The sequence below is a fragment of the Limimaricola litoreus genome, from assembly GCF_024159025.1.
GTDB classification, from domain to species: Bacteria; Pseudomonadota; Alphaproteobacteria; order Rhodobacterales; family Rhodobacteraceae; genus Limimaricola; species Limimaricola litoreus.
This window is the reverse complement of record NZ_JAMYXC010000217.1, coordinates 12,745-26,566: the sequence shown is the minus strand read 5'-3', so window position 1 is coordinate 26,566 and position 13,822 is coordinate 12,745. Positions and strand designations below refer to the sequence as shown.

Genomic DNA, 13,822 nt, shown 5'->3' with positions numbered 1-13,822 from the left:
TTCCTCAAATACGCCCGCCGGAGGCGGTCCCGCCAGAGGACCCGAGCGCCTCGGCCAACCGATCCGCGAGCCGCGCGGCCACCGCCCTCTTCGACATGCGCGGCCAGTCCTCTGCTCCCTCCGCGGTGATCAGCGTCACGGCGTTCTCGGTGCCGCCCATGATCCCGGTTCCGGGCGAGACGTCGTTGGCGAGGATCCAGTCGCAGCCCTTGCGCGCCCGCTTGGCGGTGGCGTGCGAGATCACCTCGTCGGTTTCGGCGGCAAAGCCCACGACGAGGTCGGGCCGCCCCACCGCCATGCCCGCCACGCGGGCGAGGATGTCGGGATTCTCGGCCAGCGACAGCCCCGGCAACGCCCCGGCGCGCTTCTTGATCTTGCACGCCTGCGCCGTTTCGACCCGCCAATCGGCCACGGCGGCGGCGAAGACGGCGGCATCGGCGGGCAGCGCCGCCTCGACGGCGGCGAGCATCTCGGCGGCGGTCTCAACCTTCACCACCTCGGCGCCCTCGGGCGGGGCCGCGCTGGCGGGGCCGGTCACGAAGGTCACCCGAGCGCCGAGCCGCAGCAGCGCCACGGCGATGGCCGTACCCTGCGCACCGGAAGAGCGGTTGGCGATGTAGCGCACCGGGTCGATCGGCTCATGCGTGGGCCCGGAGGTGACCAGCAGGTGCCGCCCCGAGAGCGGCCCCTCATCCGGGCGCAGTGCCCGCTCGATCGCGGCGAGGATGGCGGCGGGTTCGGACATCCGCCCCGGCCCGAACTCGCCGCAGGCCATCTCGCCCTCGTCGGGGCCGACCACCGTGACGCCATCCGCCTTCAGCGTGGCGAGATTGCGTTGCGTCGCCGGATGCGCCCACATCCGCACGTTCATCGCGGGCGCGATCATCACCGGCGTGTCGGTGGCGAGAAGCAGAGTAGAGGCGAGGTCCGAGGCGCGCCCCTGCGCCATCTTGGCCATCATGTCGGCGGTGGCGGGGGCCACGACAAGCAGATCGGCCACGCGCGACAGCTGGATATGGCCCATCTCGGCCTCGGCAGTAAGGTCGAACAGCGCCTCGTGCACCTTCCTGCCCGCCAAGGCCGAAACCGACAGCGGCGTGACGAACTGGCCCGCGCTTTCGGTCATCACCGGCGTCACCTCGTGGCCCGCCTTCGACAGCTGTCGGATCAGCTCGAGCGACTTGTAGGCCGCGATGCCGCCGCCGATGATCAGGAGAATATGCGACATGGCTTCGCCCCGCAGTCAGTGCAGGGCGACCCTAGGCGCTTGTCGGGCCGTGAGCAATCGGGGCTCAGGCGAAGAGACCGCGCACCTCGCGCGATTGCGTCTCGAGGCTGCGGCGCATCTTGCCGAAGGCGGCGGCTTCGAGCTGGCGCACCCGCTCCTTGGACAGGCCCAGCTCATCACCGAGGCTTTCGAGCGTGCGGGGATCATCGCGCAGCTTGCGCTCGCGCACGATGAACTGCTCGCGGGCGTTCAGGGCGGTCAGCGCGCTGAGAAGCCACTGGCGCAGCATTTCCGTGTCATGGCTGTTCTGCACCAGTTCGGCGGCCTGCTGCCCGTCATCGACCAGCGCCTCGATCCATTCGCGCCCCTCGTCCTCGGTCGACTGGGTGGCGTTGAGCGAGAAGTCAGAGCCCGAAAGCCGACCTTCCATCATCTCCACATCGGCAAGCGGCACGCCCACTTCCTTGGCGATCATCTTGCGCAGCGTCGCACCGTCCAGCTCGCGCCCCTCGGCCGCGGCCTCGCGCTCGATCCGGGCCTGCACCCGGCGCATGTTGAAGAAGAGCGACTTCTGCGAAGAGGTGGAGCCGGTGCGCACCATCGACCAGTTGCGCATCACGTAATCCTGGATCGAGGCCTTGATCCACCAGACCGCGTAGGTCGAAAAACGCACGCCCCGGTCGGGGTCGAACTTGTCGGCCGCCTTCATGAGGCCGAGAGAGGCCTCCTGAATGAGGTCGTTCATCGGCGCGCCGTAGCGACGAAATTTCGACGCCATGGAAATGGCGAGCCGCATATAGGCGGTGATGAGCCGGTGCAGCGATTTCTCGCAACGCTGATCGCGCCAGGCGTAAGCGAGTCGCAGTTCGGTCTCGGCATCCAAGAGTTCCGCCCGCATCGCGTTGCGGGTCATCGACTGGTCCGCAAATCCGTCAAAAGCCATGTCATCGTCCCCGGGACATTGAAGGGTCGGTGTTCTTGCCATGGCCGGACGGCCTGCTAGTCACCTTGCTGACCCATTAACGCCGCGATCGCTCAGAAAGTTTCCCAGATGGCCTTGCAGAAATTGACGTTGGTTCTAGGCGGCGCCGCTTCGGGCAAGTCGGACATCGCCGAAGGCCTTGTGCAAAAGGCCGGCGGGCGGCGCGTCTATGTCGCGACGGCGCAGGCCTTCGACGCGGAGATGCGCGACAAGATCACCCGCCACCGCATCGCGCGCGGGCCGGGCTGGCACACGATCGAGGCGCCGCACGACCCCGGATCGGCCATTTCCGGCCTCGCGAACAGCGACACCGTGCTGATCGATTGCGCGACGCTGTGGCTGTCGAACCTGCTGCTGGCCGAGGCCGATATCGAAACCGAGACCGCGCGCCTCTTCGCCGCGCTCGGCGCCTGCGCCGCGCCGGTGGTGATCGTCTCCAACGAGGTCGGCGCCGGGATCGTGCCCGACAACGCGCTGGCGCGGCGGTTTCGCGCGGTGCAGGGCGGCTTCAACCGCCGCCTCGCCGCGCGGGCCGACACGGTGATCGGCGTAATGGCGGGGCTGCCCTTCGTGCTCAAGGGGCAGATGCCATGAGCGCGCTATGGCTGATCCGGCACGGGCCGACCCATGCCAAGGGGATGTGCGGCTGGTCCGACCTGCCCGCCGACCTGTCCGACACCGCCGCCCTCGCCCGCCTTGCGGCACGGCTGCCCGAGGCATCGGTGGTCTCCTCGACACTCGACCGTGCGGTGCGCACCGCCGACGCGGTGGCGGCTGCGCGACCCCGCCTGCCGCACGAGCCCGATCTGCGTGAAATCCATTTCGGCGCGTGGGAGCTGATGCGCCATGACGAGATCGAGGCCGAAAACCCGGCGCTGATCCGCGATTTCTGGGATCGGCCCGGCGATGTCGCCCCGCCCGGCGGCGAAAGCTGGAACGCGCTGCGCGCCCGCTGCGACGCGGCGATCGATCGGCTCTGGAGCGGCGGCGACCTGATCGTGGTGGCGCATTTCGGGGTGATCCTGACGCAGTTGCAGCGCGCGCTTGGTTGCACGGCCCATGAGGCCTTCGGCCACAGGATCGAGCCGCTGTCGCTCACCCGGATCACGCGCGGGGGCGATGGCTGGCAGGCCGCCGAGATCAACACCCTGCCCTGAACCGGGGTTAACCTTTCCTAAACCCCTGCCCTGCCAGCCTTCGCATCGGGGAGGACATGAAGATGGTGGCGCGGGCCTACACGGTGGCCTTCGAAGGGGTCGAGGCGCGGCTGGTCGAGGTGCAATGCGCCGTGACCGCCGGGATGCCGGGCTTCACCATCGTCGGCCTGCCCGACAAGGCAGTGAGCGAGGCGAAGGAGCGGGTGCGCGCGGCGCTCTCGGCGCTGTCCATCGCGCTGCCGTCCAAGCGGGTCACGGTGAACCTGTCTCCCGCCGACCTACCCAAGGAGGGCTCGCATTTCGATCTGCCGATCGCGCTGGCGCTGCTCGCCGCGATCGAGGTGCTGCCCGAGGAGGATGTCGCGGCCACGGTGGCCTTGGGCGAGTTGTCGCTTTCGGGCGATCTCGTGCCCGTCATCGGCGCTCTGCCCGCCGCCATGGCCGCCGCCGAGGAAGGCCGCCGCCTGCTCTGCCCCGCCGCCTGCGGAGCAGAAGCCGCCTGGGTCGAGGCGGTCGAGGTGATCGCGGCGCCGACGCTCGCCCGCGCGATCCGGCACTTCACCGGGCAGCAGATCATCGCCCCCGCGCAGCCGGGCCTCGCCGCACCGGACGCGCCCGCGCGGGACCTGCGCGACGTGAAGGGACAGGAGCGCGCCAAGCGGGCGCTGGAAATCGCCGCCGCCGGGCGGCATCACCTGCTACTGGTCGGCACGCCCGGCTCGGGCAAATCGATGCTGGCGGCGCGCCTGCCCGGCATCCTGCCGCCGCTCTCGCCCGTCGAGGCGCTGGAAACCTCAATGATCCACTCGGTTTCGGGGCTTCTCACCGATGGCGGCATCAACAGGGCCCGCCCCTTTCGCGAGCCGCATCACACCGCCTCGATCGCGGCCATCGCGGGCGGCGGGCGCGGGGCCAAGCCCGGCGAGATCAGCCTCGCGCATAACGGCGTATTGTTCATGGACGAGCTGCCCGAGTTTCCACGCACCGTGCTCGAAACCCTGCGCCAGCCGATCGAAACCGGAGAGGTCGTGGTCGCGCGTGCCAATGCGCATCTGCGCTATCCCTGCCGTTTCCTGCTGATCGCCGCGGCCAACCCCTGCCGCTGCGGCTACCTGTCCGACCCGGCCCGCGCCTGCGCCCGCGCGCCCGGCTGCGGCGAGGAGTATCTGGGGCGCATTTCCGGCCCGCTGATGGACCGCATCGACCTTCGGGTCGAGGTGCCGCCCGTGGCCTTCACCGATCTCGACCTGCCCGAGCCACCCGAAGGATCAAGGGAGGTCGCCCTGCGCGTCGCGGCGGCGCGCGAGATCCAGACGGCGCGTTTTGCCGAAACCGACGCGCGGGTCAACGCCGATGCCGAAGGGCGGCTGCTCGAAGAGATCGCGGCCCCCGATGCCGAGGGGCGCGAGCTGCTGCTGCGCGTGGCCGAACGCTTCGGCCTTTCGGCGCGCGGCTATCACCGCGTACTGCGGGTGGCGCGGACCATCGCCGATCTCGAAGGATCGGAAACGGTCCGGCGCGGTCACGTGGCCGAAGCGGTGGGCTACCGCCTCGCCTTGGGGCGCGAGGCCTGAGCCGCGGCTTCGATGGGACGCCTTAGCCGCGCTTCGCCTCGATCGCTTCCCAGATCTTAGCCGCGACATTGACGCCGTCGAAGCGTTCCAGCTCCTGAATGCCGGTGGGCGAGGTCACGTTGATCTCGGTCAGCCAGTCGCCGATCACATCGATCCCGACGAGGATCTGGCCCTTTTCCTTCAAAAGCGGGCCGATCCTAGCGCAGATCTCGCGGTCGCGCTCGGTCAGCTCGACCTTTTCGGGCCGCCCGCCGACATGCATGTTCGAGCGGGTCTCGCCCTTGGCCGGGACGCGGTTGATCGCACCCACCGGATCGCCATCGACGAGCAGCACCCGCTTGTCGCCCTTGGTCACGGCGGGCAGGAACTTCTGCACGATCAGCGGCTCGCGGTTGATGCCGCTGAACATCTCGTGCAGCGAGGCGAGGTTGCCGTCCTCGCTGTGCAGCTTGAACACCCCCGCCCCGCCATTGCCGTAGAGCGGCTTGAGGATAATGTCGCCATGCTTGTCGCGGAAGGACCGCAGCGTCGCGAGATCGCGGGCGATGGCGGTGGGCGGGGTCAGGTCCGCGAATTCCAGCACCAGCAGTTTTTCGGGGTAGTTGCGCACCCAGAAGGGGTCATTCACCACCAGCGTACCGGGGTGGATCATGTCCAGCAGATGCGTCGTGGTAATGTAGCCCATGTCAAAGGGCGGGTCCTGACGCAGCCAGACCACGTCCATGGTCGAAAGATCGACCTCCTGTTCTTCGCCGAGGCTGTAGTGGTTGCCCTTTTCGCGGCGCAGTTCCAGCGGCCAGCCGCGCGCCGTCACCCGGCCTTCCTGAAAGGCGAGACGGTCGGGCGTGTAGTAGAACAGCTCGTGACCGCGCGCCTGCGCCTCCTCCCCGATGCGGAAAGTGGTATCGCCGTCGATATCGACGCTTGCGATCGGGTCCATCTGCAGAGCGACCTTGAGGGGCTTGGGCATGGCGGCGGCCTTTGGCTGGGAACGCGTTTGTCGATCCATGACGCAACTGCGCCGCCGCCGCAATGCGCGGGGCCTGCGCCCGGCTGCACATGAGCGCCGGACCGGGTCCGGATCAACCTCCGCCGAAGGCGTTCTCGATGATATGCACCGCGCCCTGCCCGTCCACGAGGGCAAGATCGAAGCGCATCTCCGTCAGCAGCCCATCGGGCGCGTCGCCGCAATAGGCCTCGGCCGAACGGCAGATGCGTTCGATCTGGCGGCGGGTAAGGCGGGCGATGGCGGCGTCGACGCTGCGGCTGGCCTTGACCTCGACGAAGACGAGGCGTGTGCCTTCACGCGCGATCAGGTCGATCTCGCCGCCCGGGCCGCGCCAGCGCCGCGCTTCGATGATCGCGCCGTGCCGCGCGTAATGCCGCGCGACGCTGTCCTCAGCGGCAAGGCCGGAGAGATAGCCTCGGCGTCCGCGTTCGGCGCGAGCCGAGGCCAGGCTTGTCGATGGCTGCGGGGCGTCGGGTCGAGCCGTCGCGGGAGGCATGGGCCGGGTTGGCCGCGGCAGTCGGTCTACGGGCGAAAGATCGAGGCAAAGCTGCGGCGCCGTGCCGGTCGCCTCCACGGCCAAACCGCCCCGCTTCCGCCGCCGCGCCGTCAGCGGGCCGCCGCCCTCAAGAGCCATCTCCATCTGCATCGTCGGGCCTCTTTTCCAGCGCCAGCGCCGCCTGGTAGACCTCGCGCCGCGGCAGGCCCAGCGCGCCTGCCACGGCCGTCGCCGCATCCTTCATGCGCATCCGGCGCATCGCATCGCGCAGCGCCGTCTCCAGATCGGCGCCGCTGACCTCCTCCGTCTCGGCGCGCCCCACGAGCACGACGATCTCGCCCTTGAGCGTGCGCCCCTCGATGGCCTCGCAGACCTCCGACGTCGTGCCGCGGATCACCTCCTCGAACCGCTTGGTGAGCTCGCGGCACAACGCCACTTGCCGTTCTCCTCCCAGAACATCGCGCAAAGAGGCTAACAACTCGTGAACGCGCTTGGGGCTCTCGTAGAGCACCAGCGTGAAGGACAGCGATCTGAGCGCCGCAATCTCGGTCTCGCGCTGGGTCTTGGCGGGCGGCAGGAAGCCCGCGAAGGCGAAGCGGTCGGTCGGCAGCCCCGAGACCGCCAGCGCCGCGAGCACTGCCGAGGCCCCCGGCGCGGCAAGCACCTTGTGCCCGCCCGCGATGGCGGCGCGGCCCAGCGCATAGCCCGGATCGGCGACGAGCGGCGTACCGGCTTCGGAGACATAGGCCACCGAGCCGCCGCCTTCGAGCACCGCGAGAATGCGTGCGCGGTCCTGCGCGCCCGAATGGTCGTGATAGGCCAGAAGCGGCCGACCGTTCAGCGGAACGCCGTGGATCTCCATGAGCTTGCGCAGCGTGCGCGTGTCCTCGGCGGCCAGCGCGTCGGCGCCGGCCAGAAGATCGAGCGCGCGCAGCGTGATGTCGCGCGCCGTCCCGATCGGGGTCGCCACGAAGTGCAACCCCGGCGCGACCGGCCTGGTTTCGAAATTCGTCACTGGACCCCTGCCCGCCCCGGTTTATGATTGGTTGCGAACCCGCCCCGCGCTTGTGCCGGAGAAAGTGATGCCCATGATCGCCCGTTTGACGCAGCCCCGCAAGGCCGCGGCCCGACTTCTCGCCCTGTTCTCCATCCTCTGGCTCGCCGCCTGCCAGCCGATCGTGGCCACCGGCCCGGTCTCCGACGCCCAGCGCGTCACCCCCGGCGCGCCGGTGAAAGTGGCGCTCCTCGTGCCCGCAGGCTCGTCGCAGCAAAGCGACCAGCTTCTCGCCTCCAACCTCGAGAACGCCGCCCGGCTCGCCATCGCCGACCTGGGCAATGTCGAGATCGACATGAAGGTCTATCCGACCGCCGGCGATCCGACCCGCGCCGCGCAGGCCGCGGGCACCGCCGTGGCCGAGGGCGCGCAGATCATCCTCGGGCCGCTCTACGCCGAGGCCGCCAATGCAGCGGGTGTCGCCGCGGCCGAGGCGGGCGTCAACGTGCTGGCCTTCTCGAACAACCCGACCATCGCGGGCGGCAACGTCTTCATCCTCGGGCCGACCTTCTCCAACACCGCGACGCGGCTGGTGCAATACGGCCGCGCCAACGGCATCGACCGCTACGTCGTGGCCTATGGCAACGACCTGCAGGGCGCGATCGGCCGCGACGCGATCGTCAATGCCGTCAACAGCTCCGGCGGGGCCGTGGCCGGCACGCAGGCCTATGAGCTGAGCCAGGCCGGCGTGCAATCGGCCGCGCCGCGCGTGGCAGAAACGGTGCGCGGCACCGGCGCCACCGGCGTCTTCACCACCGCCGGCGTCAACGCCGACCTGCCGATCCTCGCCACCGCGCTCAAGGAAGCCGGGATCACGCCGCAGCAGGCGCGCATGATGGGCCTGACCCGCTGGGACGCGGCGCCGCAGGCACTGGCGCTGCCGGGGCTGCAGAACGGCCTCTTCGCCGTGCCCGACACCGCCCGCACCCGCGCCTTCGAACAGCGCTACTCGGCCACCTACGGCGCGCAGCCGCATCCGCTGGCGGGTCTTGCCTATGACGGCATCGCCGCCATCGGCGCGCTGGCCGCCACCGGGCGGGCCGATGCGCTGGCCCGCAATGCGCTGGTCCAGAGCCAGGGCTTCAAGGGCACCTCGGGCATCTTCCGGCTGCTGTCCAACGGCACCAACCAGCGCGGCCTGGCGGTCGCCACGATCCGCAACAACCAGGTGGTTATCCTTGACGCTGCTCCCACAGGCTTCGGCCGCGCCGGCTCGTAAGCCCGCGCCTTACGAAAAGCCCGACACCACCGACGCGCCGGAGGATCTGATCCTTCCGGCGCGAGACATTTTCGACAGCGAGGCCGTGGCCGAGGCCTTGCGCGGGGCGCGCGAGGAAGCGGCCGACCCGATGGCTACCCGGCGCGCCGTCGTCACCGTCCTGTCGCAGGCCCGCCGCACGGGGCGCGACGCCATCGCCCGCGCCTTTGCCACACGGCCCTTCGCCGCCCGCCCGGTCACGCGGGCCCATGCCTGGCTGACCGACCGGATCGTCACCGCCTGCTTCGACATGGCCCGCGAGATGCATCCGCTGCACAACCCGACCGAGGGCGAGCGGCTCTCGCTCATGGCCGTGGGCGGCTACGGGCGCGGCGAGATGGCGCCGCATTCGGACGTGGATCTGCTGTTTCTCACGCCGTGGAAGATCACCCCCTGGGCCGAGAGCGTCATCGAATCGATGCTCTACATGCTGTGGGATCTCAAGCTGAAGGTCGGCCATGCCAGCCGCACCGTGAAGGACTGCCTGCGCCTGGCGAAGGAGGATTTCACGATCCGTACCTCGCTGATCGAATGTCGCCGCCTCGCCGGGGACACGGCGCTTGCCGCCAGCCTGCGCGAGCGGCTCTGGGCCGAGCTGTTCCGCTCCACCGCGCCCGAATTCATCGCCGCCAAGCTGGCCGAGCGCGATGCGCGCCACATCAAGCAAGGCGGTCAGCGCTACGTCGTCGAGCCCAACGTCAAGGAGGGCAAGGGCGGCCTGCGCGACCTGCAGTCGCTCTACTGGATCGGCAAATACGTCTACGGCGTGCAGGATGCGGCCGAACTCGTGGAGCACGGCGTCTTCACCGAGGAGGAATACGCCGAATTCGTGCGCGCCGAGGATTTCCTCTGGGCGGTGCGCTGTCACCTGCACCTCGTCACCAACCGGGCGATGGACCAGCTTACCTTCGATCTGCAGGTCGAGCTGGCCGAGCGCATGGGCTATGTCGATGGCGGCGGGCGGCGCGCGGTCGAGCATTTCATGCAGGACTACTTTCGTCACGCCACCCGCGTGGGCGAGCTGACGCGCATCTTCCTGACCGCTCAGGAAGCCACGCATCTGAAATCCGAGCCGATGCTGACGCGGCTTCTGGCACGGCGCAAGCGCGCCCGCCCGCCCTATCGCATCGTGCACAACCGGCTCGACGTGGCGGACGAGGCGGCCTTCCTCGCCGATCCGGTGAACCTGCTCAGGATCTTCGATGAAAGCCTGCGCACCGGCCACCTGCTGCATCCCGATGCGATGCGGCTGATCTCGGCCAACCTGCACCTGATCGACGCGAAGCTGCGCGAGGACCGCGAGGCCAACCGCATCTTCCTCGACCTGATGATCCGGCGCGGCAACCCCGAACGGGCGCTCAGGCGCATGAACGAGCTGGGTCTTCTTGCGGCCTTCCTGCCCGAGTTCGCGCCGATCGTCGCGATGATGCAGTTCAACATGTATCACCACTACACGGTCGACGAGCATACCATCCAGTGCATCTCCACCCTGGCGCAGATCGAGCGCGAGGAGCTGGTCGAGGAGCTGCCCGTGGCCTCCTCGATCCTCAAGGCCGGGGTGAACCGCCGGGTGCTCTACGTCGCGCTGCTGCTGCACGACATCGGCAAGGGGCGCGACGAGGACCACTCGGTGCTGGGCGCGCAGATCGCGCGCCGGGTCTGCCCCCGGCTCGGTCTCAACCGCAAGGACAGCGAGACGGTCGAATGGCTGGTGCGCCATCACCTGCTGATGTCGGACATGGCGCAAAAGCGCGACATCTCCGAGCCGCGCACCGTGCGCGACTTTGCCCGCGCGGTGAAGACCAAGGAGCGGCTCGACCTTCTGTGCGTGCTCACCGTCTGCGACATCCGCGGCGTCGGCCCCGGCACCTGGAACAACTGGAAGGCCATGCTGCTGCGCAGCCTCTACACTGCCACCGAGGAGGCGCTTGCCACCGGGCTCGAGGATCTCAGCCGCGGCGCGCGCGAGGCCGAAGCCAAGAAGGCTTTGCGCGCGGCGCTGCAGGACTGGCCGCAGCCGGAGCGCCGGGCCGAGATCAACCGGCATTACGGCCCCTACTGGCAGGGCCTGCCGCTCGACAGCCACGTCACCTTCGCGCATCTCCTGCGCGGCCTCGGCGCGGACGAGATCCGCATCGACCTCATGCTCGACGCCGACCGCGACGCCACGCGGGCGAGCTTTGCCACCACCGATCATCCGGGGCTGTTCTCGCGGCTCACCGGTGCGCTGGCGCTGGTGGGGGCCAATATCGTCGATGCGCGCACCTATACCGCCAAGGACGGGCTCTGCACCGCCGTCTTCTGGATCCAGGACGCCGAGGGGCACCCTTATGAGGAAACCCGCCTGCCCCGGCTCGAGCAGATGATCGGCAAGACGCTGCGCGGCGAGGTGGTGACGCGCGACGCGATCAAGGACCGCGACAAGATCCGCAAGCGCGAGCGCGCCTTTCGCGTGCCGACCTCGATCGCCTTCGACAACGAAGGCTCGGAGATCTTCACCATCATCGAGGTCGACACCCGCGACCGCCCCGGCCTGCTGTTCGACCTGACCCGCACGCTGGCCGCGGCGAATGTCTATATTTCCTCCGCCGTCATCGCGACCTATGGGGAGCAGGCGGTCGATACCTTCTACGTCAAGGACATGTTCGGATTGAAATACCATTCTGAGACCAAGCAGCGCGCGCTGGAGCGACGCCTGCGCGAGGCCATCGAAGCGGGCGCGCGGAGGGCCGTGTCTTGAAGCCCATCCGCCTCGTGCAGGGCTTTCTCACCGTCGGCATCTGGACCCTGCTCTCCCGCGTCTTCGGATTCGCGCGCGACATCATGATCGCGGGCTATCTCGGCGCGGGCCCGGTGGCCGAGGCCTTTCTCGTGGCCTTCTCCCTGCCCAACATGTTTCGCCGCTTCTTTGCCGAGGGCGCGTTCAACATGGCCTTCGTGCCGATGTTCTCGAAAAAGGTCGAGGCGGGCGAGGACGCGGAGCGCTTCGCGCAGGAGGCCTTCGCGGGCATGGCTTTCCTGCTCACCCTCTTCACCGTGATCGGCATCCTCGCCATGCCCGGCCTCGTCTTCGCCATGGCCTCGGGCTTTGTCGAGGACGAGCGCTTCGATCTCGCGGTCGAATACGGGCGTCTGGCCTTTCCCTACATCCTGTTCATCTCGCTGGCCGCGCTGGTCTCGGGCGTGCTCAACGCCACGGGCCGCTTCATGGCCGCCGCCGCGGCACCGGTGCTGCTCAACGTCATCTTCATCGCCGCCGTTCTGGTCGGCGCGGCGCTGGGGCGCGATCTCTCTGAAAGCCTCGGGCTGGGGCTCGACCGGGCGCTGGGGCTGCGCGTCGGCGATACGCTGGCCGCGGCGGTGCCGCTCGCGGGTCTCGCGCAGCTCGCCCTCGTCTGGATCGCCGCCAAGCACGCGGGCTTTCACCTGCGGCTTGCCCGGCCGCGCATGACGCCCGAGCTGAAGAAGCTCGCCGCCATCGCCGCCCCCGCCGCGCTGGCGGGCGGCGTGGTGCAGATCAACCTCCTGGTGGGTCGCCAAGTGGCGAGCTTCTTCGACGGGGCCGTGGCCTGGCTCAACTATGCCGACCGGCTCTACCAGCTGCCGCTTGGCGTGGTCGGCATCGCGGTGGGCGTGGTGCTTTTGCCGGATCTGTCGCGCCGCCTGCGCGCGGGCGACGAGGCGGGCGGGCGCGATGCCTTCAACCGCGCCGCCGAGATGAGCCTCGCGCTTACCATCCCTGCCGCCGTGGCGCTCGTGGTGATCCCGGTGCCGCTCGTGTCGGTGCTGTTCGAGCGCGGTGCCTTCACCACCGACGACACCATGGCCACCGCGCTCACCGTGGCGGTCTACGGCCTCGGCCTGCCCGCCTTCGTTCTGCAAAAGGCGCTGCAGCCGCTGTTCTTCGCGCGCGAGGACACCAAGAGCCCGTTTCGCTACGCGCTCGTGGCGATGCTGGTCAACGCGGTGGTGGCGGTCGGCCTCGCCCCTGTGATCGGCTTCATCGCCGCGGCGCTGGGCACGACGCTGGCGGGCTGGGCCATGGTCTGGCTGTTGTGGCGCGGCTCACGCACCATGGGGTCGGCGGCCGAATGGGATGACCGCTTCCGCCGCCGGCTGTGGCGGATCTGCGGCGCCTCGGCGCTGATGGGGGTGGTGCTTCTGGGCTGCGCGGCGCTGCTCGGCCCGTTCCTCGCCACGCCCATGATACGCTACATGGCGCTGGCTCTGCTCGTGGCGCTCGGCATGGCGGCCTATTTCGGCTTCGGCCAGCTTCTGGGCGCCTTCCGGCTGGCCGAGTTCCGCCGCGCGGTGCGGCGCTAGCGCGTTCGCATCCGTGCGAGAAAGCCGCGCGCGCCGCCCGGCGCCAGAAGCGGCGACAGCGCGATCCCGGCGATGAAACCGGCGGCGTCGGCCACCCATGCGGGGTCGGCGCCGAACATCAGGCCGAACACCAGTTGCAGCCCCAGCAGCACCCCGATCAGTCGAAAGGCGGCGAGCCGGTTCGCGCCGTTGCGCCCCAGCTGCAGCCACGTCAGGTAGGTGAAGGCCCCGATCAGCCCGTAGACCGCCGGGTAGGCGCCGATCAGCGGATAGTTGGTCGAGATGAACATCCCGAAGGCCAGCGCCCCCGCCAGCGTCGTCACCAGCAACAGCAGGCCGAGCGCCAGCGGGTGCAGCACCTCGCCCACGAATTTGCCCAGCGCCAGAAGCAGCGCCACGGCAAAGAGCGCATGGGTCAGGCTCATGTGCACGAAGGGGTAGCTCAAAAGCCGCGAGGCAAGGCCCCAGTCCCAGCGCAGGGCCAGCCGGTCGAACACGGCGGGCGAGAAGCCGAAGCCCTCGATCGCGCCGATGCGCCAGCCGATCGCCTGCGGCCCGCCGACGAGCCCGGTGGCGCCGAGCGACAGCGCCGCCTCGATCCCCGCCATGACCAGCGCCAGCACCACGATCAGCGGCGGCAGCGTGCCGAACGGCCCCTCCATCGGGGCGTGGTTCGGATCGGGCCTCGGATAATATCCCTGCGGTCGCATCTTCGCCCCCTTCGGTTGACCTCGACAAGGG

At 69.4% G+C, this 13,822-nt stretch carries 12 protein-coding genes; 6 read left to right on the top strand and 6 right to left on the bottom strand.

What is annotated here, in order from left to right:
• Window positions 1-4: 4 nt before the first annotated feature.
• Window positions 5-1,228 carry a bifunctional phosphopantothenoylcysteine decarboxylase/phosphopantothenate--cysteine ligase CoaBC gene (gene coaBC / locus NHG85_RS14515; RefSeq protein ID WP_253333588.1) on the bottom strand — a complete coding sequence of 408 codons (1,224 nt, stop codon included), beginning with the start codon at window positions 1,226-1,228 and terminating at the stop codon, window positions 5-7.
• A gap of 64 nt (window positions 1,229-1,292) precedes the next feature.
• The gene (locus tag NHG85_RS14510) at window positions 1,293-2,171 is read right to left on the bottom strand and encodes an RNA polymerase factor sigma-32 (RefSeq protein WP_253333586.1); all 879 of its coding nucleotides are present in this window, start codon (window positions 2,169-2,171) and stop codon (window positions 1,293-1,295) included.
• A gap of 108 nt (window positions 2,172-2,279) precedes the next feature.
• Between NHG85_RS14510 and cobU the strand changes: the two genes are divergently transcribed.
• The 3 genes from cobU to NHG85_RS14495 all read left to right on the top strand — a co-directional run bounded on the left by cobU (window position 2,280) and on the right by NHG85_RS14495 (window position 4,941).
• Window positions 2,280-2,804 (top strand): bifunctional adenosylcobinamide kinase/adenosylcobinamide-phosphate guanylyltransferase, encoded by a 525-nt coding sequence (gene cobU, locus NHG85_RS14505; protein ID WP_253333584.1) that lies wholly within the window; start codon window positions 2,280-2,282, stop codon window positions 2,802-2,804.
• The gene (locus NHG85_RS14500; protein ID WP_253333582.1) at window positions 2,801-3,367 is read left to right on the top strand and encodes a histidine phosphatase family protein; all 567 of its coding nucleotides are present in this window, start codon (window positions 2,801-2,803) and stop codon (window positions 3,365-3,367) included. Before cobU ends, NHG85_RS14500 begins: the two co-directional genes overlap by 4 nt.
• A 62-nt stretch (window positions 3,368-3,429) precedes the next feature.
• Entirely contained in the window at window positions 3,430-4,941 is a 1,512-nt protein-coding gene (locus NHG85_RS14495; RefSeq protein WP_253333630.1) for a YifB family Mg chelatase-like AAA ATPase, read from the top strand.
• Between the two features lie 22 nt (window positions 4,942-4,963).
• Here the strand turns inward: NHG85_RS14495 and gshB are convergent, their stop codons facing one another.
• From gshB to rsmI, 3 genes are all read right to left on the bottom strand, one after another.
• The gene (gene gshB / locus NHG85_RS14490; RefSeq protein ID WP_253333580.1) at window positions 4,964-5,911 is read right to left on the bottom strand and encodes a glutathione synthase; all 948 of its coding nucleotides are present in this window, start codon (window positions 5,909-5,911) and stop codon (window positions 4,964-4,966) included.
• A gap of 112 nt (window positions 5,912-6,023) precedes the next feature.
• Entirely contained in the window at window positions 6,024-6,446 is a 423-nt protein-coding gene (locus NHG85_RS14485; RefSeq protein ID WP_253333578.1) for a YraN family protein, read from the bottom strand.
• Window positions 6,447-6,573: 127 nt separating this feature from the next.
• Complete coding sequence (gene rsmI / locus NHG85_RS14480; protein WP_253333628.1) at window positions 6,574-7,425, bottom strand: 16S rRNA (cytidine(1402)-2'-O)-methyltransferase; 852 nt, start codon at window positions 7,423-7,425, stop codon at window positions 6,574-6,576.
• Between the two features lie 109 nt (window positions 7,426-7,534).
• Here rsmI and NHG85_RS14475 point away from each other — a divergent pair, with 109 nt between their 5' ends.
• From NHG85_RS14475 to murJ, 3 genes are read left to right on the top strand one after another with little or no spacing between them, the layout of a single operon-like run.
• Window positions 7,535-8,719 carry an ABC transporter substrate-binding protein gene (locus NHG85_RS14475; protein ID WP_253333625.1) on the top strand — a complete coding sequence of 395 codons (1,185 nt, stop codon included), beginning with the start codon at window positions 7,535-7,537 and terminating at the stop codon, window positions 8,717-8,719.
• Window positions 8,679-11,498 carry a [protein-PII] uridylyltransferase gene (locus tag NHG85_RS14470; protein WP_253333576.1) on the top strand — a complete coding sequence of 940 codons (2,820 nt, stop codon included), beginning with the start codon at window positions 8,679-8,681 and terminating at the stop codon, window positions 11,496-11,498. Before NHG85_RS14475 ends, NHG85_RS14470 begins: the two co-directional genes overlap by 41 nt.
• A complete protein-coding gene (gene murJ, locus NHG85_RS14465) occupies window positions 11,495-13,081 on the top strand; it encodes a murein biosynthesis integral membrane protein MurJ (protein WP_253333574.1) in 1,587 nt (528 codons plus the stop codon). Before NHG85_RS14470 ends, murJ begins: the two co-directional genes overlap by 4 nt.
• Here murJ and NHG85_RS14460 read toward each other — a convergent pair.
• Window positions 13,078-13,791, bottom strand: a complete 714-nt coding sequence (locus NHG85_RS14460; protein ID WP_253333572.1) for a rhomboid family intramembrane serine protease — start codon at window positions 13,789-13,791, stop codon at window positions 13,078-13,080. The two genes, murJ and NHG85_RS14460, sit on opposite strands and share 4 nt — an antisense overlap.
• Between the last annotated feature and the right edge of the window lie 31 nt (window positions 13,792-13,822).